Genomic DNA, 26,213 nt, shown 5'->3' with positions numbered 1-26,213 from the left:
CACCCGGCCGGACAATGTCAGGCAATCCGCAATGGAGATAAGAGCAAGCATAATGAGAGGCATTGAATGACCGACGCCTCCAATCAACCTCCGCAGCCGGAAGGCGGCGGATCAGGCACAGCCTTGCCATCCTTCAGTTTTGAAAGCCTGAAATCCGCTGCTCAGCGGGGCGATATCTATCTCGCTCTCGGTGTGATCGGCATCCTTTCGGTTTTGATTTTGCCGGTTCCGACAGTGCTGCTCGATATCCTTCTCGGGATATCGATCGCCTTGTCAGTGATCATATTGATGACTGTGCTGTTCATCGAAAAACCACTTGATTTCAATGCCTTCCCGACGATCCTATTGATCGCGACAATGCTGAGACTGTCCCTTAACCTGGCGTCGACGCGCCTGATCCTTGCGGAGGGGCATACCGGCACCGATGCCGCCGGTGACGTCATCCAGGCTTTTGGCGGCTTCATGATGGGCGGCAATGCTGCCATCGGCATCATCGTCTTCTCCATACTGGTGATCGTTAACTTCATCGTCATCACCAAGGGTTCAGGACGTATTGCGGAAGTCGCCGCAAGGTTCAGTCTCGACGCCATGCCCGGCAAGCAGATGGCAATCGACGCCGATCTTTCCTCCGGTCTGATCAATGAGGATCAGGCCCGGAACCGGCGCGAGGAACTGAGCGCGGAGAGCACCTTTTTCGGCGCCATGGACGGTGCCTCCAAGTTCGTTCGCGGAGACGCCGTAGCCGGTCTGCTGATCACAGTGATCAATGTCATTGGCGGCATGGTCATCGGTATCGCCCAGCAGGGTGTGAGTTTCTCCGACGCCTTTTCCACCTATACGCTGCTGACCGTCGGTGATGGTCTGGTAAGCCAGATCCCTGCCCTGATCGTCTCGACCGCCGCCGGTATGCTGGTCACCAAAGGCGGCACCACAGGCACCACCGAAAAAGCCGTGTTCGGGCAGCTCGGCGGGTATCCCAAAGCGCTCGCGCTCTGTGCAGTGCTGCTGGTTATTCTTTCGATGCTTCCTGGCTTTCCGACGCTGATCTTTCTGGCACTTGCCGCAGTCGTCGGCGGTCTCTCTTACTTGATCTACAGCCAGCATGAAGCTGCCGCGGCCGCTGTGGTCCAAGCCGAGGTGGATGAAGCAGCTGCACCGCCACCTGAAGAGCCTATCTCGGCCGCACTGCATATCGACCTTGTCCGGCTGGAACTTGGCTATGGCCTGCTGCCCCTGGTTAACGAGACTACCGAGGGCCAACGTCTGACAGATCAGATCAGGGCGCTGCGCCGGCAGCTCGCCGTGGAAAGCGGCTTCATCATGCCGCAGGTCCGCATCCAGGATAATCTGCAGCTCCCCGCCAATACCTATGTCATCCGGGTCAAGGAGATCGAAGTCGGGCGCGGCGATATCCGGCCTAACCGTCTGCTGGTTATGGATCCCGGAGGTAATCCGATCGATCTTGCCGGGACCGACACACGGGAGCCGACTTTCGGCCTGCCCGCCATGTGGGTTGGCCCCGAGCAGCGCGAGGAAGCTCTCTTCAAGGGCTATACCGTGGTCGACCCTTCAACCGTGGTCACCACACATCTGACGGAACTGATTCGCGACAACATGCGCGATCTGCTGTCCTATACCGAGACCCAGAAGTTGCTCGACGAGTTGCCGGATCAATATCAGAAACTGGTCACAGACGTGGTGCCGTCGAACATTTCCGTCGGCGGCCTTCAGCGCATCCTGCAAAACTTGCTGAGCGAACGCGTTTCCGTCAGGGATTTGCCCACAATTCTGGAAGGTGTGTCCGAAGCATCCACCTTCACACGCAATATCACCCTGATCACCGAGCATGTCCGCACCCGCCTCGCACGTCAGATCAGCGAGCAGAATACCGCGGATGATGGCGTCATCCATCTGGTCACTCTATCTCCGGATTGGGAGCAGGCTTTCGCAAATTCAATCATCGGGCAAGGCGAAGAGCAGCAGCTCTCCATGCCGCCAAGCCAGCTCCAGGACTTCATTACAGCGCTCCGAAACGCGCTCGATCAGCTTGCAGAGGTTGGTGAATTCCCGACGGTACTCACCTCACCCGGTATCCGGCCTTATGTACGCTCGATCGTCGAGCGTTTCCGGCCGCAGACTGTGGTAATGTCTCAGAATGAAATTCACCCCAAGGCACGGATCAAGACTCTTGGCCAAGTATAGCTTTTGTCTAGGGCGCATAACGGGAGCGCATTGCTGATGAGAACTCCATGCGCCTGAAAACCTTTTCCGCAGACACGATGAACGAAGCCATGATGCTCGTTAAAGAGCATTTCGGCGAAGAGGCCATCATCGTCTCGACCCAGACCGGTGAGGATGGCGTCGGCGTTCGTATAACCGCCGCCATCGATCAGGTCGAAGACGAATTCGAGTTCGAGGAAGACAATTACGACGAGTCCTATGATGATCCTGTCGAGATCATCACGGACGCTCTCCTCAATAACGGCGTACCGCCGCAGATATCCGACGAGTTGATCAGCGCCGCCGAAGAAATCTCGATGGACGACCCGATCCTCGCCCTGGCTGGCGCTCTTGATCGGTATTTTGCCTTCTCGCCGATGCCGCTCGGCACGGCAGACAAGCCAATTCTGCTGGTTGGCATGCCCGGCGCCGGGAAAACCGTTACCATCGCCAAACTGGCAACGCGGCTTGTGATGCAGAAGAAAGCGGTGCGTGTCATTACCACCGACACAGTCCGCGCTGGCGGCTATGCTCAACTGGAAGCCTTCACAAAGATCCTGAAGCTGAACCTGATCAGCGCGGGGACCCCCGGGGAGCTGAGGACCGCCGTTGCCGGAGCCGAAGGCCGCGGGCATATCCTGATCGACTGCCCTGGCGGAAACCCGTTCGACAATGACGATATCGACAGGCAAGCACGCCTGATAAAGGCAGTAGACGCGGATGTGGTTCTGGTTATGGCGGGCGGCGTCGACCCAATGGAAGCTGCCGAGATAGCAGGCATTTACCGAGAGCTCGGTGCGCGCCGCCTCCTTCTTACCCGAATAGATATGACGCGCCGCTTCGGATCCTATCTGAGCGCAGCCGCGCTGACAGGATTGCAAATGACCGAAGTGGGTGTCGGCCCCAGTGTGGCCGACGGCCTCAGACCCATGAACCCCGTGACACTGGCACGATTGTTGCTCCCCAAATCAGTGGTGGAGAGTTTCGACGACGAACAGCAAACGGCACGAGGCGCCTATGGTTGAGGTCGCTATGATGGAACGGACCCAAGGATCAATCAAATGATGTCGCCCGCAGACAATCCTCGCCCCACCACGGCCAACGGTTCTGTGACCAAAGGCGCGAAAATTCTCGCCATCGCTTCCGGCAAAGGCGGCGTGGGCAAGACATGGTTCTCGGTGACCCTCGCTCACGGGCTCAGCAGAATGGGCCAGAAGGTATTGCTGTTCGATGCCGACCTTGGCCTCGCCAATGTCGATATCCAGCTCGGCCTGATGCCCCAACGCGATTTGGGCGGTGTTATCGCCGGTCGGTTGTCCCTTGCGCAGGCAAAAATTCACTATGAGGCCGGCAATTTCGACATCATTGCCGGTCGCTCCGGCTCCGGCAGCCTTGCGACCCTGCCCTCGAACCGACTGCAATCTCTGGGTACCGAACTCGTTCAACTTTCCGATACCTACGACCGCGTGGTCATGGACCTCGGAGCCGGTCTTGACCGCACTGTCCGCATGCTTGCGGCGCGGGCCGGCAAAGTCATCGTTGTCACGACCGCAGAGCCGACATCGCTTACCGATGCCTATGCGTTTGTCAAAGTCGCGCACCAGAGCGATCCTAATTGCGAAGTCTCTATCGTGGTGAACAGCGCAGATTCGGTGAATGACGGTCGGAAAACCTACGATACGCTGCGCAAGGCGGCGATGAATTTTCTTAAGTTCGAGCCGAAATTGCTCGGGATCATCCGCCGTGACCGCAAGGTCATCGAGTCGATCCGGCATCAGAGTCCGATCCTGAGCCGCTACCCGGCGGCCCCGGCGGCGACCGACGTGGAGGCCATCGTCGACGCCCTGCTATAGCGGTCAAAGAGAGAATATTGAGCACCGTACAACCCACCGCGCCTGCCCCGCAGGCGACAAGTTCCTCAAAGCCGGCCAATGCGCCGGTTGCGGGACGGGTGACCAGTGGCGCAGCCGCACTCCAATCGGGCAATCAGGCAGGGCCGGCAGCTCAAGGCTCAGCAGCGCAATCTGCTCAGGTGCAAGCTTCACAGGGACAGGCTCCGCAAACTCAGAGACAACACTCCCAAGGGCAGCCGCCTCAAGGATCACCAGCACAAGGGCAGCAAGCCCCCGTCTCTCAAGCGCCCCGCCAATCGTCGCCTTCACAATCGTCTGCACCACCGCCTGCGCAAAACTCCGCGCCCCCGAGCGCCGCATCTCAGGCCTCTGCCCGTCCGCCTGCCGAAAGCGCATCCGGGCAAGGCCGCGCGACGTCAACGCCTGCGCCCGCACCTCAACCCCCAACATCCCAACCCCAACAACCGGCTCAGCCTCAGGCTCAACAGCCAACGGCCCAGGATGTTACCGTCACGCGGGTTAGAACTGACGGAACCGTTAGTGTCAGAGCAGCTTCGGGCGAAGCGACGATAGAGATCAACCCTCGGCAAATTCCGGCCTTCGTACGCCCAGGAACAATTGTCAGCCTGATCCTGCAGCGATCAGACAACGGACTGCAGGCGCTCCTCCAACCCCGCTCTTCGGCGCAAACAAGTACAGCATCCGGCGCCCAGCAAGCCGCGTCCGGAGCAACGGGCAACGCGCCTGCCACAACGGCCCCCACCCAACGGACATTGCCGCCACTAACCGATGGGCAAATTGCCCGTGCTATCGTGTTGCGTCCGACCTCGTTGCCGCAGAGCGCCTCCGCCGGCCCGATCCCAGAGACGGCAAGCGGCATCACGCCTCAACAGGCTGCCCAGGCTGCAGCAAGGTATCTGCTCGCCTCCAGCCCGTATCTGAAGCCATCCAGTGCCTTACCGTCAGCCTCGCAAAGCGCCACTGCAGCAATATCATCTTCACCGCAGCTCCCCGTTAGCGGCCAACCTCTTCCCACCACCACATCGCCAACACAACAACCGGCAGCGAAGTCGGAGGCTGTCCAGCAAAACGCGCCTGTCACGACACGACCACCTTCACTTGCGCCTACTCAGGCACAGACATCATCCGGTGCTGCAGCATCGCAATCATCACAAGCCCCTGCGACAAAAACCGCATCGGTATCTGCAGTACCAGCCGCAACGAGCGGTCCGGTAACGGTCGGGCAAAGCGGCGCACCGCCTCAGTCTTCTTTGGCAGCAACTCAGGGCGCCACAGAAAGCCGAGCAACGTCAGCACAAGCAGGCACAATACCTGCCGGACAAGCGGTAACGACATCCGCCACTGCTGGGACCTCTGCTCCCAAGCCAGGAACTGCGCTCCCTCCCGGGACGGATTTTCCCGTCCGGGTTCTGTCCGTAGGTGCGCAGACAAGCAACGCATTGCCGTCACAACCGGGCAGCGGGAGTACCGTGATATCCGGAACAATCGTTGCCACCGGCGGAAACGGCCAGGCCATTGTGAACTCGTCTGTCGGATTGCTCGATGTCGCGGCGCGCGCAGAGAGCGGGCAGCTGCAATCGGCCATCCGCATGGAAATACTAGGCCGCTCGGAAAGCGACATGCGCGGCCGGATCGATGGGCAAAGTCAGACACCGCTCTCCATTCTCTCCCGGGAATGGCCTGCGCTGGAAGAAAGCCTCCGCGCCCTTGAGATGTCGGCGCCGCAGAGCGCGGCGCAGTTTGCCGCAACGATCGCACGGCCGGGCCCGCAACTGACCGCTTCCATGCTGTTTTTTCTGGCTGCGGTACGCGGTGGCTCCCTTGGCGGGTGGCTGGGAAAAGACGCGGGTCAGGCTCTCGAAAAATCACACGGCCGGTTGCTTTCGACCCTCTCCGGCGATTTCCAATCCATGTCACGGGCAAGCGAAGGCGGGCCAGACACTGCCGGATGGCGCGCGTTTTTTATGCCAGTTCAGACCCAGGACGCACTTGAGCAGATGCGGCTTTTCATCCTGCCGCCGTCGTTCGAACACACTGGCGATGAGAGTGATGTGGAAAATGGCGAGAACGACGAAAGCGGTGGCGAGGGGGAGACCAAATTCGTCGTCGACCTGATGCTCAGTGGTCTCGGCCCCTTTCAGATCGACGGATCGGTTGCCAAACAATCAATGTCGCTTCTTATCCGGACGCGGCGTGCCCTGCCAAAAGAGATGCGGGCGGAGATCATAGAGATCTTCGACAAAGCGGCCGGACGTACCGGTATGTCCGGCGCAGTGAGCTTTAAGGTGCAAAAGGAATTCCCGCCCTTGCCCATCGCCGATCTCATGCCGGATGGTCGACAGAACCCGGATGTCTATGCCTGAAAATCGGTTCACCTGATGGTGGCCTAGTCTAACCGCGGCGCTGCTTCATCATGTTGAGGGCGATCTCGTCGATCTCCATCTGTTCAAGGCGCCCGATCCGCTCCGCCTCGCGGGCGTTGTACTCATCCCGAACGGCCTCTGCTTTACAAAGCTCTTGATAGGAGTCGAGGACTTCTTCATTCACTGCATCAATCTCGCGGCGTTTCGCCTCGATCCGCTCGTTCTGGGCATGCACCCGGGCCTTGAAGTGCTGCATATAGGCTTCAAGAGTTCGGCGAGCTTCCAGTGATCCGGCGGCGGCCTGCTTCTCCCGATCGAATTCGCGCTGCATTGCGTCGGATTCGGCGAGCAGCCCCGCCTCTTCTTGAAGCAGCACGCCCATCGCACGGCGCTTCTCGTCAAGCTCCCAGGTCCGGAGCCGGATGAGTTGCTCGAACTGGCTCATTGATCAGCCTGCTCTTCCGCAATTTCCACGCTCTCTCCAACCATGGAAAGAATGGCATCGAGCTGGGCATAACCGGATTCTAAAGACGCGGGTTCGTTCTTGTCCTGGGATAGAAATCGCTCGAGCGAGGCATGATACATTATTGCCTCGTCAACTTCTGGATCACTCCCCTTGCGGTAAGCGCCCAAGCGGATCATGTCGGCCATGTTGTCGTAAGAGGCCATCAAAGAACGCGCGCGGCGGACCAGCGCGTTTTCCTCGGCCGAATTACAATCGGGCATGGTCCGAGACACACTGCGCAGCACATTGATGGCCGGATACCGCCCCCGGTCTGCGATCCCCCGCTCCAGCACGATATGACCGTCGATAATTCCGCGCACCGCATCCGAGATAGGCTCATTGTGGTCGTCACCCTCAACGAGAACGGTAAAAAGACCAGTGATTGTGCCTTCTCCCGCACCGGGCCCCGCCCGTTCCAGCAGTTTCGGCAGCTCGGCAAACACAGTCGGCGTATAACCTTTGGAAGCTGGCGGCTCCCCGGTGGCGAGGCCGATTTCACGTTGCGCCATGGCGAACCTGGTCACGCTGTCCATCATGCACATGACGGTCCTGCCTTCGTCGCGGAAATACTCCGCGACGGACAATGTCATGTGAGCCGCCTGACGCCGCATCAGCGGAGATTCGTCTGATGTCGCAACAACGACCACGCTGCGAGCCAGGCCTTCTTCACCAAGATAGTCCTGGATGAATTCCTGGACCTCCCGGCCACGCTCTCCGATCAGGCCAATGACGTTCACCTCGCTCTGAGTGAAGCGGGCGATCATTGACATCAACATGGATTTACCCACGCCCGAGCCGGCGAAGATCCCCATGCGCTGGCCCTTACAGACCGACATGAATGTGTTGATGGTACGCACACCAAGGTCGAGCTTCTCACCGACCCGTTGCCGTGTGTGCGCCGCTGGTGGCTGTGTCTTTATCGGGCATCCGCGGGGGCCGTCGCCCAGAGGTCCCTTGCCGTCAACAGGATCGCCCATTGCATTAACAACACGTCCGAGCCATCCCTCATGTGGAAAAATCACTGGTGCCGCGTCCGAAATCTCGGCCCGACTCCCGATACCGATCCCGTCGAGAGCGCCAAATGGCATGGCCAAGGCGCGGCCGTCCTTGAAGCCGACAATCTCGCAACTGACTCGCGTCCCGCTCCGGGCCTGGAGATGCAAGCGATCTCCAATGGAAAGTGCCCTGTCCACACCACCAACCTCGACCATCATGCCGAGAACAGCGGTTACCCGACCGTAAAGCCGAAATTCAGCAATCTTGTCGACTTCCGAAGCCAGATTTCCGAGGGCAGTGACCACCCGTATACACTCCTTAACTCGGCGAGCACTTTGAGTGCGCCGTTAACTGCTCTACACTATGAGTTTAACACCATTGAGAACGCCTGGCACGCTTTCGACCGGGCGCCAAGGCAGGTTAACGGTTTGTTTATCTTACCCCGTTAACTTTTAGTCTAAGGTCACAGAGGGAGAGTCCAATGCGTGTACTCTTAGTAGAAGACGATTTCGCCACAGCCCAGAGCATCGAGCTCATGCTGAAGGCAGAAGGATTCGTGGTTGATGTAACGGAACATGGAGAGGACGGTCTCGAGATTGGTCGGTTGTACGACTACGACATCATTCTCCTCGATCTTATGCTCCCGGATCTTGATGGATATGAAGTTCTACGCCGTTTGCGAAGCTCCAAGGTAGAGACGCCAATCCTGATTCTCTCCGGCCTTTCGGAGCTGGACAACAAGATCAAGGGCTTGGGCTTTGGTGCGGACGACTATCTGACAAAACCGTTCGACCGCCGAGAGCTGATCGCACGGATGCAGGCAATTATCCGCCGCTCCAAGGGACATTCTGATTCGGTAATCGAAACCGGCCCGATTGCCGTAAACCTTTCCACCCGCAGCGCGGAAGTCAACAAAAAGCCGGTACATTTGACCGGCAAAGAGTTCGCCATCCTCGAATTGCTTTCCCTGCGCAAGGGTACGACCCTGACCAAGGAAATGTTCCTAAACCATCTTTATGGCGGGATCGACGAGCCGGAACTGAAGATCATCGACGTGTTCGTCTGCAAGCTCCGCAAAAAGCTCTCGAAGGCCACCGGCGGCAATAATCACATCGAGACTGTATGGGGACGCGGCTACGTGCTGCGCGACGCAGACGAAGACACCGCGTCCAAAGCAGCCGAGAAGGTCAAGGAACCGGCAGAATAAGCGTTGCTGGCATTTAGGCCTACAAGACCCCGCAAAAAGGGCTGAACCAGTAGATGGTTCAGCCCTTTTCTATTATCGCCTCATTCAGCTTCTGACCTTAGCAGGCCTCGCGTCAGATTGCTGCTTTCTGGCCTTCTTTGGCAGTCGGCTGGTACATTCCGCGCTGCCCTTTTACCGGCTGGAACTTGTCCGTAATGCTGATCACCGTCTCGGCGCCACCGAGATAAAGGTATCCATCCGGCGCAATCTGCCGGGAAACCCCTTCCAGGACTTTCCGCTTGGTATCCTGATCAAAGTAGATCAGGACGTTCCGGCAGAAGACGATATCAAAATTGCCCAGCGGACGCGGGTCTTGCAGCAAGTTGAACTCGCGGAAGGTGACCATACGGCGGATCTTCTCACTGAGCTGCCAACGATCACCATCCTGCTGGAAATACTTCACCAGGAGCTGAACCGGAAGGCCGCGCTGAACCTCGAACTGTGAGTAGACGCCGGAGCGAGCCCGGGCAACCATCTCCGTCGAAATATCCGTAGCAACAATCTCTACCTTCCAGCCAACAAGCTTGGATGCCAGCTCGTCCAGAACCATACTCAACGAGTAGGGCTCCTGACCGGAAGAACATGCTGCGCTCCAGATCCGGATCGACTTCTTCGCAGCCCGGGATTGCAGCAAGCTCGGTAAAACAACCGTCTTGAACTGATCGAACGGTGTTCGATCCCGGAAGAACAATGACTCGTTCGTTGTCATTGCATCAGTGATCGAGGCGACGAGTTTTTCATCCCGTCGCGTTTTGAGTGTGGAGACAATCTGCTCAATGGAAACGAGACCGTGGCTGCGCGCAACCGGCTGCAACCTTGTCTCAAGCAGATAGCCTTTGTCCGGCGTCAATACCAAGCCTGATTGCTTGTACAACAGGCTGGACAGGAATTCGAAATCAGAGCTGTTCATACCTGTCTACCCCCTCGCCAGCCGACTAACGCTGGCGCCAATATCCGAAACCGGGAGAACTTCGCAACATAACCCTGCCTGGGCCACCGCGCCCGGCATACCCCAGACCACGCTGCTATGCTCATCCTGTGCAACCACATCGCCCCCCGCTTCCACAACAGCGCGACATCCTTCACGCCCGTCATGTCCCATACCGGTCAGGATCACCGCGAGGACACGCCCATACGACTTGATCAAGCTTCGCATCATCGGATCAACCGCAGGCCGGCAAAAATTTTCGGGTGGGTCCTGATTCAACGCGATCACCTTCTCGGCACCATCGGTTTTCACAGTCATGTGATAGCCGCCTGGGGCAAGGTAAATCCGCCCCGGTGATACGACATCACCACTTTTTGCCTCGGCACAAACCCATCCAGACGTTTTCGTGATGTGCTCCGCTAGGATTGTCGTAAAGGTCGGAGGCATATGCTGTGTCACAAGAATGGGTTGCTTAATGGTTTTCGTAAGATCCGTGAGCACACGAAACAGCGCCTGCGGCCCACCAGTGGAACTTCCAATACCAATCACCTCGGCCCGCCTGCCACTCGGCTTACGCAATGCAAATTCGTTGCGTGCAGTTGCCGTTGGACGCGCTGCCAAAGATGGCTTCGCAGTCGAACGGGCCGCAGCGGGAGCACTCTTCGGAGAAACTCTCGTCGCGCTGGCCAAGGGAGCGGCAGCGCCGGCCTTGCGTCTGCGCTGGGCCCCGAAGGCCTTGACCTTGCTCAGAAGGTCACTCGGGAAATCTGCGGCTCCCGTCATCTCCGACGTGGAACTCGGCTTGGTGAGATAGTCACGGGCACCAAGCGCGAGCGCTCGGAGGGAAATCTCGGCATTCCGGGCCGTGAGAGTCGAGGCCATGACGACCTGAACGCTCGGATTCACTTTCAGCAATTCCGGCAGCGCGGTGATTCCATCCATCCGCGGCATCTCAATATCGAGCACAATAATCTCAACATCGCTATTCTTCAGCGTATCGATAGCACGTTGACCGTCGCCCACGGAGGCGACGATCTTCACGTCCGGATCAGCCTCCAGAAATCGCGTGAAGAGCCCGCGGATCACCGCTGAATCATCAACAAGCATTACCCTGTAAGGATCCGACGACCGCGGTTTGGCATCCGCAGACGCACTTTGTCCACGCATCTACAGCAATCCGATTTGAGAAAATTTAGTTTCGATAATCTCGCTGTCGAAAGGCTTCATAATATATTCATTCGCCCCGGCAGACAGCGCTTCCTGGATATGTGCCATGTCGTTCTCAGTGGTGCAGAATATCACCAGAGGCGTATCGCCTTCCGGCAGCTTTCGCAATTCTCGCAGAAACTCAATCCCGCTCATGACCGGCATATTCCAGTCAAGAAGGACAGCGTCCGGCAACTCGGCCTTACAGGAATCAAGCGCTATTTGGCCGTCTTCCGCCTCAATGGTCTCGAATTTCAATTCTTCTAGAATTTTGCGAGCCACCATTCGGACGACTTTTGAATCATCCACAATCAAGCAGGTTTTCATTTAAAGCTCCGCGAATCTTCACGCGTCAATTGTCACACAGGTTGCAGGCTTTGCACACTATGCTGCTTCTTCGCCCTGAAAGCGAAGCAAAGTCCGAACATCAAATACAACCAGGAGACTTTTATCGAGCCGGTAGATGCCCGTCGAAACCTCGCGGATGTTCCCGTCCAGCGTCGCGGGATGCTGCTCAAACATCGCCTCATCAAGCGACAGCACCTCGCCGACAGAGTCGACCATCAGACTATAAAGCTCGCCCTGATCTTCGACAACGACGCTCATACCTTCGTGATCGCCCTCGTAAGGCGGCATGTTGAGCCGGCTGCGAATATTGATCGCCGTCACAATACGCCCGCGCAGATTGAGCGATCCTGCGACCTCTTTGGGTGCCAGCGGTATCCGTGTTATCCGCTGAGGACCAAGCACGTCATGAACCTGAAGCACCGGAATACCGAAGAGCTGCTTGCCGATCATGATCGAAACGAACTGTTTCAACTCGCCAAGCGCGACCACGCTCTGCCCGGTGGATTGTGTAGCTGGTAAATCTGACATCATTCCCTCACGCGTCAATGGTTTGCGCTAGCGTCTCGAGCAGCGCATCCCGGTCGAGTTTGGCGATATAATCCGTGAAACCGACTTCCCTGCCCCTATCCAGGTCACGCGGAGCTGTGTGGGAGGACAAGGCGATGATCGGCGTATCTTCCCAGCGGGCGATCTCACGCAGGCGACGGGTCAATTCAAATCCGTCAATTCCCGGCATCTCGATGTCGCTGATGATGGCGTCGAATTCGGCGTTACCTTCACACAACTCAAGCGCAGCCTCGGCGTGATCCACAGCGGTCACGTCGTAGCCCGCCACTGAAAGCAGCGGTTTGATCAGATTGCGGAAGAAAGCACTGTCATCCACCAGCAGAACACGCCGCGGATCGGACGCTTCCTGACTATCCGCATCGGCGGAACCGAACCAATCGCCATAGGCCTGGGTCAAGTAGAAGCCGGCATCGATCACTTCAGTCGCCTTACCGGCAATAACCGCACTCCCCATCAACCATGGAGCGTCCGGACTCACCTCGATGTTGATCCGGTCTTCGACGATGTCGACGATCTGGTCAACAATGAGTCCCATTGACCGATCGTTGTCTGTAAAGACCAGTACCGGCTGACGGCCTTCGCTCTCAAGCTTGACGTCGTCGTCCATCGCAACCAGCGGCATTAGCTGACCGCGATACTGCACCAGCGGTCGGCCTTCGGAATACTCGACCGAAGCCAGGTCGATTTCTTCCAGACGGGCGACCAGAGCAAGCGGCACAGCCTTGGGGCTTTGCCCACCGGCGCGGAACAGAAGCAGCGATGAAACATCGGTACGGTGCGTCAGGTGACGGGCCGTATCCTGTCCGTCCTCATCCACCATCTTGAGCTCTCCGCTGGCGGCCGCGACCCCGTTCGGATCGAGGATCATGATCACGCTGCCATCGCCGAGAATGGTGTTGCCCGAGAAGAGCGTGATGTTGCGCAAGATCGGTGCGACCGGCTTGACCACGATTTCCTCGGTGTCGAACACCCGGTCGACCATGATGCCAACCGAATAAGTGCCGATTTGCAGAACGACGATGAAGGCTTCCTGCGGGGTTTCCTCGTCGCCTTCATCCAGGCGCAGCAAGCGCCGGAGTGAAACGAGTGGGAGCAGACGGTTTCGCAGGCGCAAGACCGGCGTGCCGTGAACTTCTTCGATCTTGTGCTCGCTGTTGCTCGAAGCACGGACCAGTTCGACGACACTGAGCTGCGGGATGGCAAACCGTTCGCCGCCAGCTTCGACGATCAGCGCAGAGACAATCGCGAGCGTCAGCGGGATCTTGATGATGAAGGTCGACCCCTTGCCGAAAACCGACTTCAGCTCAATCGTACCACCGATCTTTTCGATGTTCGTCCGAACAACGTCCATGCCGACGCCACGTCCGGAAACCGAGGTGACCTCCGCTGCCGTCGAGAACCCGGCCCGGAAAATGAACTGCTGGATCTGCTGTTCCGAGAGCGAGTCCGCTTCGGATTCCGCGACCAGCCCGTTCGCAACGGCTTTCGCCTTGATTTTCTCAGGATCGAGCCCCTTACCGTCATCCTTGATCTCGATGATAATATGGCCGCCTTCGTGATAGGCGTTCAGGGTTACAGTACCGGTTTCGGACTTCCCGGCCGCCAAACGTGACGGGCCGTCCTCGATGCCGTGGTCGGCCGAGTTGCGAACCATATGGGTCAGCGGATCCTTGATTAGCTCAAGGACCTGACGGTCAAGTTCGGTATCGGCGCCGAGCATCTGCAGATCAATCTTCTTGCTCAGATCGATCGAAAGATCACGAACCAGACGCGGCAATTTCGACCAGGCATTCCCAATCGGCTGCATGCGCGTCTTCATCACGCCCTCTTGCAGCTCCGAGGTTACCTGGCTCAAACGCTGCAACGGCACAGTGAATTCGCTGTCTTTCTCATTACGTGAGATCTGCATGAGCTGGTTACGGGTCAGCACCAGTTCACTGACCATCGTCATCAAGTTCTCAAGCAGATCGACGTTCACACGGATAGTCTGATTGGCAACTGCGGATTCACGGACCTGCTTGTCCTTATCCGGCTGCTTCGCGACGGCTTTCGGAGAACTAACCGCCACTTCTTTTTTCGGCTCCGGCGGTGCGGGAGCAGGTTCAGCGACCTCTTCGGCCTGCGCTTCTTCAACCGCATCGGCCTCCGGTTCATCGGACGGCATATCATCGGGTCCGGGCGCTTCCAAAAAGGCGCGCTCCAGCTCTTCCATGCTGACCTCACCCGGCCGAAGAGCAGCAGGCTCCTCTACGGGCTCCGGCTCCGGCTCCGGCTCTGGCTCGGCAGCAGCCTCCGGCGCCGCAACGTCATCGAGCGTACCGCCCTCGGCAACGTGATTGAGTCGATCGATCAGGTCCTGGTCATCCCCTTCGGGCTCGACTTCATTCTCCTCAAGCGAAGAGAGCAACCACTTGATACGATCAAAGGATTCAAGGATCAGCGTGATCGCATCGGCAGAAACCTCTAGGCTTCCATCACGAATCTTGCCGAGAACGTTCTCCGACGCGTGTGCAACTGCTTCAAGCCGGGGAAGCCCAAGGAAACCACAAGTCCCCTTGATAGTGTGGACCAGGCGGAAAATATTCCCGAGCAGACCCTGATCGTTTGGATTTTGCTCCAACTGGACCAGTTCTACATCGAGTTCCGAAACGTTTTCGGAAGTCTCCGTGAGGAATTCGCTTAGTAGCTCATCCATACGTATTACCCCAATCTACCTCGTTCTTCGACGACCATCCTGTAGATGGCCCGCAGGCATCACTGCGCCGAGCGGTTAGTGTCTCTGCTATTCGATCACAACCTAGGCCAAACCATTAAAGAAAGCGTTAACCCATTTACGACGCGGGAACAATTCATGGCGAATGTATTTCCCGCCTCTTTCAGATGAAATTCAGATTGACTGTGACCCGGCCAGGTTCTTCTCCCACCGCGAACCGGAATCCGAAGCGGCCCGCATTAACGGCCGCGACATGCGCCACGACTGATTTGCTGGTCAGCTCGCTCGCGGTGACGTTCGGCTCAAGGGCCGATCTCACGTCAGGAGGCACATTTGCCCCGTCACCATCAGCACTCAGGACGAAATTCTGACCCTGTTCGCCAACAGAGTTAAGAGCGATGCTTCCGCCACGCGGCAAGCATTCGCACAAAAAGCATATCAGGCCGAGAATGACCTTAACCCCACCGGGTGCCGGGCGCACCAGCTTGGGTTCAACAGGGCAATCGAGGCTGAAGTCGATCTTTCGCGCTTTCAGGTAGGGAGCGGCAAGTTTGGCCCCGTCGGCAAGAGAGTGATCATTGTTCGAACCGGCCCCACCAAATGCGACTCGGAAAAAAGAAAGCCGTTCCGATGCCTGCCGGGCACTGGTCCCGATAAGTGCGAGCGCTTCTTCTTCGAGTTCGGTTCCGCTCCCGCCAAGATCCGAAATCAGCTCTGCTCCATTTACAGTCGCGCTTACCGGGCTGATCAGGTCATGGAAAAGACGCGATAAAAGCATATCGATCAATGTCATATGGTCAGGCATGCACAATCAATCCTCGATCTGATTAGCGGCGCTTCCAACGTAACCTAAGTCGGATCACGTACTTTTTCTCGGCTTATGAATAGCCCCGCATGAAAATCTGTTGAAGTTTGATTCCGCTTTCCTTCACAATTCATTAATCGAGCGAATTTTTTTCTGGCTTGATAGCACTGGAACGCAACCGCGACCGAGGATGCGATGCCCCATTTTCTGCTACCTGGAAGTTTCGTGCTGCTGGCCGATGAGCCCGATTGGGGAGTTGGGCAGATACAATCTGTGGTCGGTGACCGAATAACGGTAAATTTCGAACATCGCGGCAAACAACTGATCAACAGTTCCAAAGTCGATCTCATTGCCGCAGATGACATTGTCGAAGAACGTCGCGTTGCACGCATGGGCTGACTTGGACACGAAGAGCCCCGCAGGCCTATGATTTTACCTCTCCCTCGCCTTCAGCCAGGCTGGCTTATATCGGAAACCAATGATCCTGAGGATGCATCGTTTGATGCTTTCGTTGCACGCCTGTCCAACAACCGCTGGAACGTGCTGCGCCTTCCAGGCACTTCAAGAGATCTCGCTGACGCTGGCGACCTTCTCTTTGTAGACCTGACAACAGAGAAGATTCCGGCCGCTCTCGATGAAACTATCGGAAACGCCCTCAAACAGTCCGTTCCCATCCTGTTTCACGGACCGGCAGAGCTGATCACCAAGATGAGTAAACAGCTCTTCCTGAGACCGATGCTCTTGACCCCGGGCGACCTGCCGCACTGGTGGGGACCGGAGCGAATGGATGAAGAGCTGATCCGTACAACCCCTCCACTCCCAATAACGTCGGTCACACTCGGCCGTAACTGGGCCATTGTCGAAACGAGCGAGAGCATTGGGCTCGCCGCAATGACGCATCCGATGGGCCCCCCTGCGGATCAAGCGGAAAGCGTCGACCCAATGAGCATGATCGGAATGCCTCTCAACAAAGCTGCGGCAGGGCTCCGAGAGCTGGTTGGAATGCGGAGAACCATCGCTTGTGCCGCTGTGAATGCAGCCATCCCCCCCTCGCCGGACGCGGTGCCAGGGGACGGTCTGCTTTCTGACGAAGCTGATCCGGATCGGACGACGGTGATTGTCGGGCGCTTCCCAGCGCTGCAAACTAAGAGGCCGGATGCAATCGTGCTGGAGATGTCACCAGGACCGGAAGACATGCCCGCCGGCGCCGCACCGCATGTCCTTCCAGGCGCGGGAGAACTTTTGATTACCGCTTCAGCCTGGTGCAACGGAACTCTGCCAGGCCTCTTAAGGCTGGCGAGAGAGGTACCCGTAACGCTGGTTGGTCCCGGCACCCCGCTTACACCCACACTTCATGCCTATGGCATAAAGAAACTGGCCGGGTTCAGAATTATCGATCGTGACGCAGTCAGATCGGCGATTGCAAGCGGCGGCGGTGTTAAGGCATTCAAGGAATTTGGTGAACAGATCGTGCTGTCTGCCGATTAGAGCTGCTACAGGGGCAACACCTCAAACGACGCAACGTTTACTCCACAGAACAACCGATCCGTTCGGTCGCGTTGAAGACCACAAGAGTTTCCCCGATCTGCATGGTGACCCAGCAGTCGTCCCACTGTTTTCGGCTGCGCGCATCGACCTGAACAGTCCGGGATCCGGCCTTGAACTCGATGCGTCCGGAATCGCCAGCTTGTATGGGAAGCGCTTCCTTGGTCCAGAGCTTGACCCTGACGCTGACCTCTGTGGAGGAATCGTTTCTGATATTTATGAAGTCCATCTTCGGACCCGGCTTCTCTTCTTCTCCGAAACAGCCGGTCAGCCCCACAAGCAAAGCCATGGTTAACATTGTTAAATTTAAGCGCGTCACTTGAGTACCGATCACCATAGTGAAAGACAATTTAGTTGATCGGACCTTACTCCTAAGCACTCAAGAATAGAAGTCGTTCTACTAAAATCCGAAAATATACAAACTATATAAAATAACTTTTATACAATATTTTGGCCTCTTTTATATCATAAGGCCTGTTCACATTGAAAAACGGATCTGCCGGTTCGTTGGGATAATCAACTACGGCGAGACGATATCCGGCCGTCCACCGATCCACCTTCCGGATACCATCTGTTTCAATCGCACTCTTCAGCGCACCGGCAAGGGCAACCGGCCAAAGACCGATGACAGGATGATGGCGCCCACCGGATGATGCGCATCCGAGATCAGCATTTTCCCGCTCGATAACCTCACCGAGCCGCGTAACCAAATCCGTCGGCACAAAAGGTGCGTCCGTCGCGACCGTCAGTATCCATTGAGCGTCCGGTGCATTTTTGAGGGCCCAGGACATTCCGGTCAGCACGCCAGCAAGAGGCCCGGGTTGACCATCGACGACATCCTCGGCGACCGGCAGGCCATACTCCGCGAAGCGTTCCGGATCGCCGTTTGCGTTCAGCACCAAACGGCCGACCTGCCCTCTGACACGTTCCAGAACATGCTCCAGAATCGGTCGCCCGCCGAGACTTTTCAGAGACTTGTCACCACCGCCCATGCGCCGGGACTGCCCACCGGCGAGCAGCACGCCGACGACCTCACCAATATCAATAGCCATCAGATGTCATACCGGCTTTGCGGCCGCTCCGTCGCGGCTCATCCGCAATTGCCGACCAATCAGCATCGTAGATCAGCCGGTCGTCACCGGAGAGGGCAATGAAGCGTTTACCCTTGGCCCGGCCGATCAAGGTCAGCCCGGCCTCGCGCGCCAGATCCACCCCCCAGGCCGTAAAGCCGGAGCGGGAAATCAGGATCGGAATTCCCATCTGCACGGTCTTGATCACCATCTCACTGGTCAGACGTCCGGTTGTGTAGAAGATCTTGTCGCCCGCCTCGATATTGTTCAGGAACATATAGCCGGCAATCTTGTCGATAGCATTATGCCGGCCAACATCCTCCATATAAATCAGCGGCTTGTCTTCCGTACATAGAACGCAGCCATGAATTGCCCCGGCTTCGAGGTAGAGGCTCGGCGTATTGTTGATGAGCCTGGAAAGAGTATAGACCCAGGATGTACGAAGTGACGCATCCTGCGGCAGCACAATATCTTCGAACTTTTCCATAAGATCGCCGAAAACAGTGCCTTGGGCGCAGCCCGACGTGCGAATCTTCTTTTGCAGTTTCTCTTCGTAATTCGTTTCGCGTTCGGTACGAACTACGACGGTTTCAAGGTCATCATCGTAATCGATCCCGTTCACCCGGTCGTCCTGGCGCAGCATGTTCTGATTGAGCAGATAACCGACGGCGAGATAATCCGGGAAGTCACCGATGGTCATGGCTGTCACGATTTCCTGGCCGTTCAGAAAGATCGTCAGCGGCCGCTCCATGATGACGGATATCTCCTGCTCCTTGCCCTCATGATCAAGGCCGGAAAGGCGCCGTGTCAGGCGTGGATCGTTGGGCCGCGGCCCGACAAGGTATTCTGGAAGATCATCTTTCATGATCTAACTATGGGCAGACCGCACGATCCAGGCAATCCGCATCGCGGTAAATCATCCTGTCGACGCCGGAGAAATTCAGCGCGATATTGAAGGCGGGAACGCTGAGCGCTATATCAGACGGGACATATCGGTCACCGGAAACGACTCAGGCGACCATTAGGGAGGATCAATGCTCGATCCGTTTGGGCGTGACATCAGCTATCTTCGGGTTTCAGTGACGGATCGCTGCGATTTTCGCTGTGTCTATTGCATGTCCGAAAACATGACCTTCCTGCCTAAGTCAGACATTCTCAGTCTGGAAGAGCTGGACCGTATGTGTTCGGCCTTTGTCGGCCTCGGCGTCCGCAAACTACGGTTCACCGGAGGCGAGCCTCTGGTCCGCCGCAATATAATGAGCCTGTTCCGGAACATGCAGCGCCATCTCGAAAGCGGCGCGCTGGAAGAAGTCACGGTCACAACAAATGGCAGCCAACTCGGCCGTTTCGCGCATGAACTTTACGATTGCGGCGTGCGCCGGGTGAATGTCTCCATCGACACGCTCGATCCGGAAAAGTTCCGGGCAATCACCCGCTGGGGCAGATTGGATCAAGTGCTGGAAGGCATCGAAACCGCCAAGCGTGCTGGCCTGAAGGTCAAGATCAATGCCGTTGCGCTCAAGGGTGTGAACGACGTCGAACTCGGCGACATGCTGCAATGGTGTGGCGACAATGGTTACGACATGACCGTGATCGAGGTCATGCCGATGGGCGATATCGGAGGCGAGGATCGCGTCGATCAGTACCTGCCGCTCTCCATGGTCCGGGCGAAGCTCGCAGAGCGCTTCACCCTGACGGACAACGAATACAAAACCGGCGGCCCTGCCCGCTATGTCGACGTCGGTGAGACCGGCGGCCGACTAGGCTTCATCACACCACTGACCCATAATTTTTGCGAAAGCTGCAACCGGGTGCGCCTTACCTGCACAGGCACGCTCTATATGTGCCTCGGCCAGGATGATGCTGCAGACCTGCGGGCGCCGCTCCGGACGAGTGAGAGCGACGCCCCCCTGGTCGCCGCAATCGAGGAAGCCATCGGTCGCAAGCCAAAGGGCCATGATTTCATCATCGACAGGCGCCATAACGGCCCCGCGGTCAGCCGCCATATGAGCGTGACCGGCGGATAAACCAGCCGGTTAATGCTCCGAAACCGAAGCCTCCGTTGCGATTACATCAGACACCCGGACCGTATATCCAGCAGCTCACTCAAGAACAAAGCGGTGCGCGTAAGTACGACCGTCACTGATCGTCAGTTCACTGAAACCGAGCATCTTGCAGAAATCGAGGAAGTTGAAGATCGATTCTACCTGCAGGTCACGCAGAATCTTGGTGGTCCGCGCCACCCCCGTCATCAAGGCCAGAATGGCGCGCGCCTGCGCGAGCGTTGTCATATGATTATCGTAAAGGCTCACAATGATCAGCTTGCTGGCATCGGCCCCCTTGGCAAACATGGCGCGCTGCGGCGGGTACGGGCGCTCACTGGCGCTTTTCGCCACTCCGGAGACGAAGGCCAGGCGGCTTTCGCGCGTGGCTGCAGGGATCTTCTGGGCATGTGAGACATAGCGCTCTTCGGTCACGCTTTCCGGATAGTAGTATCCTGCGTGCCTTTCCGAGGCATCGGCCACGGACCCAAGCAAAGTCAATACCGGCAGCGCCACGACGATCCGGAGGGCAGCCATAAGGCGGAGCAGTCGTCGGCTTTTCATGCCATATTTCCCTGTTACTCTTTCTTGAGACGACCCATCTTTCCGTGGTCGCGCATTGTTGGATCATGCATAGTCCGGCCGGATGAATAAAGCTCGAAGCGCTCTTCCTTATCGCTCCTCGCCGCTTTGACCGGCTTTCAATCGGATTGGCCCGGATGAAAATCTGCTTCACCTCTTCAAAGGCACCGGACGCGCAGGATGCGTTCGACATATTGACCAAGCGGTACGGGAACTATCCCGCCGCAGATGCGGATGTCATTGTCGCACTTGGAGGTGATGGCCTCATGCTGGAAACCCTGCGGGATAATTTCGAAAGACCGCTGAAAGTCTTCGGCATGAACCGCGGCACAGTCGGCTTCCTGATGAATGAGTATCTGGAAGAGGATCTGGAACAGCGTATCGCAGCCGCGCAACAGGTCACACTGCACCCTCTCCGCATGGATGCCGAATCCCGGGACGGGACGGTAACCCAGGCACTCGCGATCAACGAAGTCTCGCTTCTCAGACAAAAAGCCCAGGCCGCGAAGATTAGGATCACCATCGATGGGATCGTCCGGCTGGAAGAATTGGTCTGCGACGGCGTGCTTATAGCTACGCCAGCGGGCAGCACTGCCTATAATCTTTCCGCCCACGGCCCTATCGTGCCACTCGGCGCCGGTGTTCTTGCTCTTACTCCGATCAGTGCCTTCCGCCCCCGGCGCTGGCGCGGCGCGCTATTGCCACATGAGGCGAAGATCGAGTTCGAGGTTCTTAATCCCGAAAAACGCCCGACCAGCGCTACAGCGGACTCGACCGAAGTGCGGGATATCGTCCGTGTCCGCGTCCGCGAGGACCGGACCATCGCCTTGACCTTGCTCTACGACCCCCAGCACAATCTCGAGGAACGGGTTCTCAAAGAGCAGTTTGCTCCCTGAAGATCTTTCTCGTTCGCAGCCTGCCAGCTTACGGAACATTGCCATGACCGGAAAACCAGATCTCGGCGCCCTTTTCGGCGCGACACCCACTTCAACATTTCTCGGACTGGAGAAGTGCGACGATCTGGACCGTATTGACGCATCCTCGGCTTTCATCGGCGCGCCCGGCGCAACACCATATGGCAGCGTCGGCGCCTATTGCCGAAATGCGCCCGAGGCCTTGCGGAACGCCACCTCATCGCTAACGGCAAATATAGACCGGCATAACTTTGACCTGGGAGGGCCGGTTTTTCCCGCCGGCACGCGAAGAGCCGTCGATTGCGGCGATCTGCCATTCGACGAAACTGACTTCGGACGGAACCGGACAGTCATTCAGGACGCCGTCAAGAAAATCGTTGGCAAAAACACCGTCCCAATCCTTGTCGGTGGTGATGACTCCGTGCCCATCCCTATGCTGGAAGCGCTTTCGACCACTGGACTGATCTATACAGTGCTGCAGATCGACGCTCATATCGATTGGCGCAAGTCCCATATGGACGAAGATCTCGGTCTCTCCTCGACGATGCGCCGCGCGTCAGAAATGCCTCATATTGAGCGCATTGTTCAGGTCGGCGCCCGCGGCACTGGCTCCGCCCATTCCGACGACCATGCCGATGCTGTCGCCTGGGGCGTCGAGTTCTTCACGGCACACGACATTCTTCGATCAGGTGTCGCACCAGCATTGGCACGCATCCCTGACGGCGCGAACATTATCCTCTGTATCGATGTCGACGCCCTCGACCCGTCCATCGTGCCGGGTGTCATCGGGCGTTCCCCAGGCGGCCTCACATATCATCACGTGTTGGACTTGATCGCGGGAGCGGCACGGTGCGGCCGCATCGCCGCGATGGATTTCGTTGAATATGTACCGGAAGCGGACATCGATGGATTGGGCGGACTGGCAACGGCAGGGTTGATTTCCGCAGCAATGGGCGTCCTCGCCAGACAGGACGCGGGAATGACCGCATAGCTCCACCTTAAGGCGATTAACATAAAAATCTATATATCAATCAGATAGTTAAAAAATTCGCCTGAAAATTTATTCTATTGGAAAAATACGCTCTCCTGAGGCAAATTAACCAAATGGTTACCATCAAGTCAGAATACCAACCCGACTAAACCTAAAAAAATATGGCATGAGCCTTGTGGGGAAGAGTCATGACCGACTATTGGGATAGTTACGAGAGTACGCCCACGAGCAAAGAAGATCTTGAGGCCTATATAAAGGATCGCAAAAGGCGCGCCGCACGATATTTGCGGACCGCAAAAAAGGCCCAGGAGCACATTGAGAAGCTTCAACAGATCGATGAAGCACACCGCAAGGCGTTGGCTAAGAAGTAATCTCCGGACAGGGAGCGACTCCGGCCGCCTCCTCAACGGGCTGCACATACCCCGCGAGCCACGCGGAGAATGCATCCAGATTTTCTTTAAGACGGATAAACCCATCTGTCTTGGTCATCCGGTCCGGATAGAGATAAAGCCTCCGGTTGATCTCTATCTGAATGGAATGGCGGCCATCCGACGGTACACCATACCGGCGGATCATCTCCGCGCCCTTATAGGGATCGTTCACCGACACAGCATAGCCTCGCGCGCTGAACCAGCCTGCCACGGCATCAACAAGGTCGGGATCCGCCGTCTCCCCCTCACGATCACTAACCACAAAATCCGGACGCGGTTGCCCGTCATCCACATTCATCGGATTGCCAAAAGGCTTCATTGAATGCCAGTCGACATGCCAGACCGCTCCATTAGCGGTGTGGAGCCGGTCAAGGTTATCCCGGACGGCATCGTGGTAGGGTTGGTAAAAGTTCGCAATTCGAGCAGAGACCTCATCCACGGAAAGAGGGGCGGAGTAAATCGGCACATCGCGCAGGATATACTTGCGGATCAGCCCCATTCCCCGAGCACTCTTATCCGTCGGATCGGCCCCGTCGGGCCAGGGTTCGGCCAGCAGGCTCTCGTCGATGTCGTCGACCGCACGATTGGCATCAATATAGGTTCGCGGGAACTCCGCCTGAACCAACCCGATGCCGTAATCAACGCATCCCGACACCAGTTCGTCCACAAACGCATCCTCACCGGTCCTGAGTTGCGCCAGGCTCACGCCGGTGACGAAATCATGCGGAATTGTGCGACCTGAGTGGGGAGAGTCGAATAGGATCGGCACCGTCACGGAAACAGGATGGCGCTCCGTCAGAACGCCATCTAATCGTCGGATCCTGATTGGTTCCCGCGTCTCAGAGGCCATCATTCAGATGGCAGGCAGAGATTCGGCCCGGTGCGATTTCACGGAGTGCCGGTTGCTCGACTCGGCAGCGCTCGATGGCGTTCGGGCAGCGCGGGTGAAAGTGACACCCCGGCGGCGGGTCGATCGGCGACGGGATCTCACCCTTGACCGGAACGAACTTACGCTTACGCGTGTCCAGCCGTGGCACTTCGCTGAGAAGAGCTTTGGTATAGGGATGGTTCGGCTCACGGAAAAGCTCGTCCGTCGGCGCGCTCTCGACCACCCGGCCGAGATACATAATGACAACCCTGTCGCTCAGATGCTCAACCACACCCAGATCGTGACTGATGAAGAGATAGGTGAGATTGAGGTCTTCGCGTAAATCCATGAACAGGTTCAGGACCTGGGCCTGGATAGAAACATCAAGGGCAGCGACAGACTCGTCGCAGACCAGAAAATCAGGCTTCACCGCAAGAGCGCGAGCGATCCCGATACGCTGCCGTTGGCCGCCGGAGAACTGGTGCGGATAGCGCTTTGCATAGCTTGGGTCGAGACCGACGCGCAGCATCACGCTTTCAACATACTCCTGAATCTCGCCTTTCGAGACAATACCGTGCACACGCGGCGCCTCGCCGATGATATCGAGCACCCGCAGCCGCGGATTGAGAGAACTCATCGGGTCCTGAAAGATCATCTGGATCTTGAGTTGTGTCTCACGAGCATCTGCCACACTAAGCTCGGTTACGTCCTGACCACGATAGAACATGTGACCTTCACTCGGCTCATGCACTCCGGCGACAACACGGCCGAGTGTTGATTTCCCGCAACCTGATTCGCCGACCAAACCGACCACTTCTCCATCAGCAATGGAGAGAGACACGCTATCGACTGCGTGCACGGTTTCCTCGCGCACATTGGCACCCAACCTCTGGCCTATCTTCCCAGCCAAATCGAGATGCTTCACGAAACGCTTGGAAATGCCATCGAGTCGAAGAATCGGTGCATCATTCGCTGCAGCATTGTTTTTCATTTGTATTGTCATGGATCTAGGCCGCCTCGGTCGCGAGCGGGTGATGGCACCGGACCTGACGGTCCCCGGCTACCTCGGACAAAACCGGCGCTGCCTCGCAGGCCGGCGTGGAATAGCTGCAGCGCGCAGTGAAGGCACAGCCGGCGGGCAGATTGAGCAATGACGGCGTCATGCCCGGGATTTGCTGCAGACGCTTGCCGCGCGCGTTCCGGCTGGGAACCGAGCCGATGAGACCCGCCGTATAGGGATGCTGCGGCGAGTCCAACACGTCATCCACCTTGCCGGATTCAACAACACGGCCCGCATACATCACCGCCACCTCATCCGCGAGCCCGGCAACAACGGAAAGATCGTGGGTGATCCAGATCATCGCTGTGCCTGTCTCAGCGCAAAGCTTCTGCACTTCGTAGAGGATTTGACCCTGAATGGTGACATCAAGAGCCGTGGTCGGCTCATCAGCAACGATGAGGTCTGGCTTGTTAAGCAGCGCAATAGCAATGGCGACACGCTGGCGCATGCCTCCGGAGAACTGATGCGGATAACTCTTCAGTCGCTCATCCGGAGCCGGAATACCAACCTGGCCAAGGGCATCTCGGGCGCGCTGGCGGGCGTCGTCGTCACTCACATTGTGGTGCGCCTTGATCGCCTCGATCATTTGCGTATCGATCCGCAGGACCGGGTTCAGCGTCATCATAGGATCCTGGAAGATCATGGCGATATTGTTGCCACGAAGCTTCCGCATCCGCTCGTCGCTTGCGCCGACAAGGTTTTCACCGCGGTAGCGGATTTCGCCTCCTGCCACCCGGCCCGGCTCGTCCACCAAGCCGAGTATCGAGAATCCAGTCACGGTTTTGCCGGAACCCGACTCACCCACAAGGCCAAGGATCTGGCCTTTGCCAACAGAGAAACTGACATCGTCGACCGCTTTGACGACACCGGCTTTGGTAAAGAAATGGGTCTGGAGATTACGGACCTCAAGGGTCGCTTGATCGCTCATCTGACCTGGGC

General features: G+C 57.4%; 28 protein-coding genes. 11 read left to right on the top strand and 17 right to left on the bottom strand.

Annotated features, from left to right (window positions below):
* Nucleotides 1-66: 66 nt before the first annotated feature.
* Genes flhA through ABJ076_RS21070 form a run of 3 tightly spaced genes read left to right on the top strand, consistent with a single transcriptional unit; the run spans nt 67 to nt 4,073 of the window.
* Entirely contained in the window at nt 67-2,202 is a 2,136-nt protein-coding gene (gene flhA, locus ABJ076_RS21080) for a flagellar biosynthesis protein FlhA (protein WP_348193486.1), read from the top strand.
* Nucleotides 2,203-2,249: 47 nt separating this feature from the next.
* The gene (locus ABJ076_RS21075; protein WP_348193484.1) at nt 2,250-3,245 is read left to right on the top strand and encodes a hypothetical protein; all 996 of its coding nucleotides are present in this window, start codon (nt 2,250-2,252) and stop codon (nt 3,243-3,245) included.
* A 36-nt stretch (nt 3,246-3,281) separates the two neighbouring features.
* Nucleotides 3,282-4,073 (top strand): MinD/ParA family protein, encoded by a 792-nt coding sequence (locus ABJ076_RS21070; RefSeq protein WP_348193482.1) that lies wholly within the window; start codon nt 3,282-3,284, stop codon nt 4,071-4,073.
* A 3-nt stretch (nt 4,074-4,076) separates the two neighbouring features.
* Here the strand turns inward: ABJ076_RS21070 and ABJ076_RS21065 are convergent, their stop codons facing one another.
* Both ABJ076_RS21065 and ABJ076_RS21060 read right to left on the bottom strand, forming a co-directional pair.
* Complete coding sequence (locus ABJ076_RS21065; protein ID WP_348193480.1) at nt 4,077-4,523, bottom strand: hypothetical protein; 447 nt, start codon at nt 4,521-4,523, stop codon at nt 4,077-4,079.
* A gap of 675 nt (nt 4,524-5,198) precedes the next feature.
* The gene (locus ABJ076_RS21060; RefSeq protein WP_348193478.1) at nt 5,199-5,429 is read right to left on the bottom strand and encodes a hypothetical protein; all 231 of its coding nucleotides are present in this window, start codon (nt 5,427-5,429) and stop codon (nt 5,199-5,201) included.
* A gap of 134 nt (nt 5,430-5,563) precedes the next feature.
* Between ABJ076_RS21060 and ABJ076_RS21055 the strand changes: the two genes are divergently transcribed.
* Nucleotides 5,564-6,457: a hypothetical protein gene (locus ABJ076_RS21055; RefSeq protein WP_348193477.1), complete on the top strand. Its 894-nt coding sequence runs from the start codon at nt 5,564-5,566 to the stop codon at nt 6,455-6,457.
* 28 nt (nt 6,458-6,485) lie between these two features.
* On the opposite strand, the gene ABJ076_RS21050 is transcribed toward ABJ076_RS21055, so the two are convergent.
* Nucleotides 6,486-6,902 carry a flagellar FliJ family protein gene (locus ABJ076_RS21050; protein ID WP_348193475.1) on the bottom strand — a complete coding sequence of 139 codons (417 nt, stop codon included), beginning with the start codon at nt 6,900-6,902 and terminating at the stop codon, nt 6,486-6,488.
* Nucleotides 6,899-8,263, bottom strand: a complete 1,365-nt coding sequence (gene fliI / locus ABJ076_RS21045; RefSeq protein ID WP_348193473.1) for a flagellar protein export ATPase FliI — start codon at nt 8,261-8,263, stop codon at nt 6,899-6,901. The genes ABJ076_RS21050 and fliI overlap by 4 nt, the downstream gene beginning before the upstream one ends.
* Before the next feature lie 176 nt (nt 8,264-8,439).
* On the opposite strand from fliI, the gene ABJ076_RS21040 reads away from it, so the two are divergent.
* Complete coding sequence (locus ABJ076_RS21040) at nt 8,440-9,165, top strand: response regulator transcription factor (protein ID WP_348193471.1); 726 nt, start codon at nt 8,440-8,442, stop codon at nt 9,163-9,165.
* A gap of 112 nt (nt 9,166-9,277) precedes the next feature.
* Here the strand turns inward: ABJ076_RS21040 and ABJ076_RS21035 are convergent, their stop codons facing one another.
* From ABJ076_RS21035 to ABJ076_RS21010, 6 genes are all read right to left on the bottom strand, one after another.
* The gene (locus tag ABJ076_RS21035) at nt 9,278-10,114 is read right to left on the bottom strand and encodes a protein-glutamate O-methyltransferase (protein ID WP_348193469.1); all 837 of its coding nucleotides are present in this window, start codon (nt 10,112-10,114) and stop codon (nt 9,278-9,280) included.
* 6 nt (nt 10,115-10,120) lie between these two features.
* Nucleotides 10,121-11,299, bottom strand: a complete 1,179-nt coding sequence (locus ABJ076_RS21030) for a chemotaxis response regulator protein-glutamate methylesterase (RefSeq protein WP_348193467.1) — start codon at nt 11,297-11,299, stop codon at nt 10,121-10,123.
* The gene (locus ABJ076_RS21025) at nt 11,300-11,665 is read right to left on the bottom strand and encodes a response regulator (RefSeq protein WP_348193465.1); all 366 of its coding nucleotides are present in this window, start codon (nt 11,663-11,665) and stop codon (nt 11,300-11,302) included. It lies immediately after the preceding gene.
* A 57-nt stretch (nt 11,666-11,722) separates the two neighbouring features.
* Nucleotides 11,723-12,214, bottom strand: coding sequence for a chemotaxis protein CheW (locus ABJ076_RS21020; protein ID WP_348193463.1), 492 nt, complete (start codon nt 12,212-12,214; stop codon nt 11,723-11,725).
* A 7-nt stretch (nt 12,215-12,221) separates the two neighbouring features.
* The gene (locus ABJ076_RS21015) at nt 12,222-14,948 is read right to left on the bottom strand and encodes a chemotaxis protein CheW (protein WP_348193461.1); all 2,727 of its coding nucleotides are present in this window, start codon (nt 14,946-14,948) and stop codon (nt 12,222-12,224) included.
* Between the two features lie 181 nt (nt 14,949-15,129).
* Entirely contained in the window at nt 15,130-15,771 is a 642-nt protein-coding gene (locus tag ABJ076_RS21010) for a histidine phosphotransferase family protein (protein WP_348193459.1), read from the bottom strand.
* Nucleotides 15,772-15,966: 195 nt separating this feature from the next.
* On the opposite strand from ABJ076_RS21010, the gene ABJ076_RS21005 reads away from it, so the two are divergent.
* Both ABJ076_RS21005 and ABJ076_RS21000 read left to right on the top strand, forming a co-directional pair.
* Nucleotides 15,967-16,170, top strand: coding sequence for a DUF3553 domain-containing protein (locus tag ABJ076_RS21005; RefSeq protein WP_348193457.1), 204 nt, complete (start codon nt 15,967-15,969; stop codon nt 16,168-16,170).
* 27 nt (nt 16,171-16,197) lie between these two features.
* Nucleotides 16,198-17,259 (top strand): DUF364 domain-containing protein, encoded by a 1,062-nt coding sequence (locus tag ABJ076_RS21000; protein ID WP_348193455.1) that lies wholly within the window; start codon nt 16,198-16,200, stop codon nt 17,257-17,259.
* Nucleotides 17,260-17,296: 37 nt separating this feature from the next.
* Here ABJ076_RS21000 and ABJ076_RS20995 read toward each other — a convergent pair whose 3' ends face one another.
* The 3 genes from ABJ076_RS20995 to fdhD all read right to left on the bottom strand — a co-directional run bounded on the left by ABJ076_RS20995 (nt 17,297) and on the right by fdhD (nt 19,251).
* Nucleotides 17,297-17,605 (bottom strand): hypothetical protein, encoded by a 309-nt coding sequence (locus ABJ076_RS20995; protein WP_348193453.1) that lies wholly within the window; start codon nt 17,603-17,605, stop codon nt 17,297-17,299.
* 133 nt (nt 17,606-17,738) lie between these two features.
* Nucleotides 17,739-18,368, bottom strand: coding sequence for a molybdenum cofactor guanylyltransferase MobA (gene mobA, locus ABJ076_RS20990; RefSeq protein ID WP_348193451.1), 630 nt, complete (start codon nt 18,366-18,368; stop codon nt 17,739-17,741).
* Complete coding sequence (gene fdhD, locus ABJ076_RS20985) at nt 18,358-19,251, bottom strand: formate dehydrogenase accessory sulfurtransferase FdhD (RefSeq protein WP_348193449.1); 894 nt, start codon at nt 19,249-19,251, stop codon at nt 18,358-18,360. Before fdhD ends, mobA begins: the two co-directional genes overlap by 11 nt.
* A gap of 169 nt (nt 19,252-19,420) precedes the next feature.
* Here fdhD and moaA point away from each other — a divergent pair, with 169 nt between their 5' ends.
* Nucleotides 19,421-20,413, top strand: a complete 993-nt coding sequence (gene moaA, locus ABJ076_RS20980; protein WP_348193447.1) for a GTP 3',8-cyclase MoaA — start codon at nt 19,421-19,423, stop codon at nt 20,411-20,413.
* A 75-nt stretch (nt 20,414-20,488) separates the two neighbouring features.
* Here moaA and ABJ076_RS20975 read toward each other — a convergent pair whose 3' ends face one another.
* Nucleotides 20,489-20,992, bottom strand: a complete 504-nt coding sequence (locus tag ABJ076_RS20975; protein WP_348193445.1) for a molybdopterin-guanine dinucleotide biosynthesis protein A — start codon at nt 20,990-20,992, stop codon at nt 20,489-20,491.
* A 155-nt stretch (nt 20,993-21,147) separates the two neighbouring features.
* On the opposite strand from ABJ076_RS20975, the gene ABJ076_RS20970 reads away from it, so the two are divergent.
* From ABJ076_RS20970 to ABJ076_RS20960, 3 genes are all read left to right on the top strand, one after another.
* Nucleotides 21,148-21,906: an NAD kinase gene (locus ABJ076_RS20970; RefSeq protein ID WP_348193443.1), complete on the top strand. Its 759-nt coding sequence runs from the start codon at nt 21,148-21,150 to the stop codon at nt 21,904-21,906.
* A 43-nt stretch (nt 21,907-21,949) separates the two neighbouring features.
* Nucleotides 21,950-22,915: an arginase family protein gene (locus ABJ076_RS20965; protein ID WP_348193441.1), complete on the top strand. Its 966-nt coding sequence runs from the start codon at nt 21,950-21,952 to the stop codon at nt 22,913-22,915.
* Nucleotides 22,916-23,103: 188 nt separating this feature from the next.
* Nucleotides 23,104-23,286, top strand: coding sequence for a hypothetical protein (locus tag ABJ076_RS20960; RefSeq protein WP_348193439.1), 183 nt, complete (start codon nt 23,104-23,106; stop codon nt 23,284-23,286).
* Here the strand turns inward: ABJ076_RS20960 and ABJ076_RS20955 are convergent.
* The 3 genes from ABJ076_RS20955 to ABJ076_RS20945 all read right to left on the bottom strand — a co-directional run bounded on the left by ABJ076_RS20955 (nt 23,276) and on the right by ABJ076_RS20945 (nt 26,202).
* The gene (locus ABJ076_RS20955) at nt 23,276-24,121 is read right to left on the bottom strand and encodes an N-formylglutamate amidohydrolase (protein WP_348193437.1); all 846 of its coding nucleotides are present in this window, start codon (nt 24,119-24,121) and stop codon (nt 23,276-23,278) included. The genes ABJ076_RS20960 and ABJ076_RS20955 overlap by 11 nt on opposite strands.
* 64 nt (nt 24,122-24,185) lie before the next feature.
* Nucleotides 24,186-25,205, bottom strand: coding sequence for an oligopeptide/dipeptide ABC transporter ATP-binding protein (locus tag ABJ076_RS20950; protein ID WP_348193435.1), 1,020 nt, complete (start codon nt 25,203-25,205; stop codon nt 24,186-24,188).
* A 16-nt stretch (nt 25,206-25,221) separates the two neighbouring features.
* A complete protein-coding gene (locus ABJ076_RS20945) occupies nt 25,222-26,202 on the bottom strand; it encodes an ABC transporter ATP-binding protein (RefSeq protein WP_348193433.1) in 981 nt (326 codons plus the stop codon).
* Nucleotides 26,203-26,213: the final 11 nt, after the last annotated feature.

Source organism: Nisaea sp. (assembly GCF_039990255.1).
Lineage (GTDB): Bacteria > Pseudomonadota > Alphaproteobacteria > Thalassobaculales > Thalassobaculaceae > Nisaea.
This window is presented reverse-complemented; position numbering and strand designations above follow the sequence as displayed.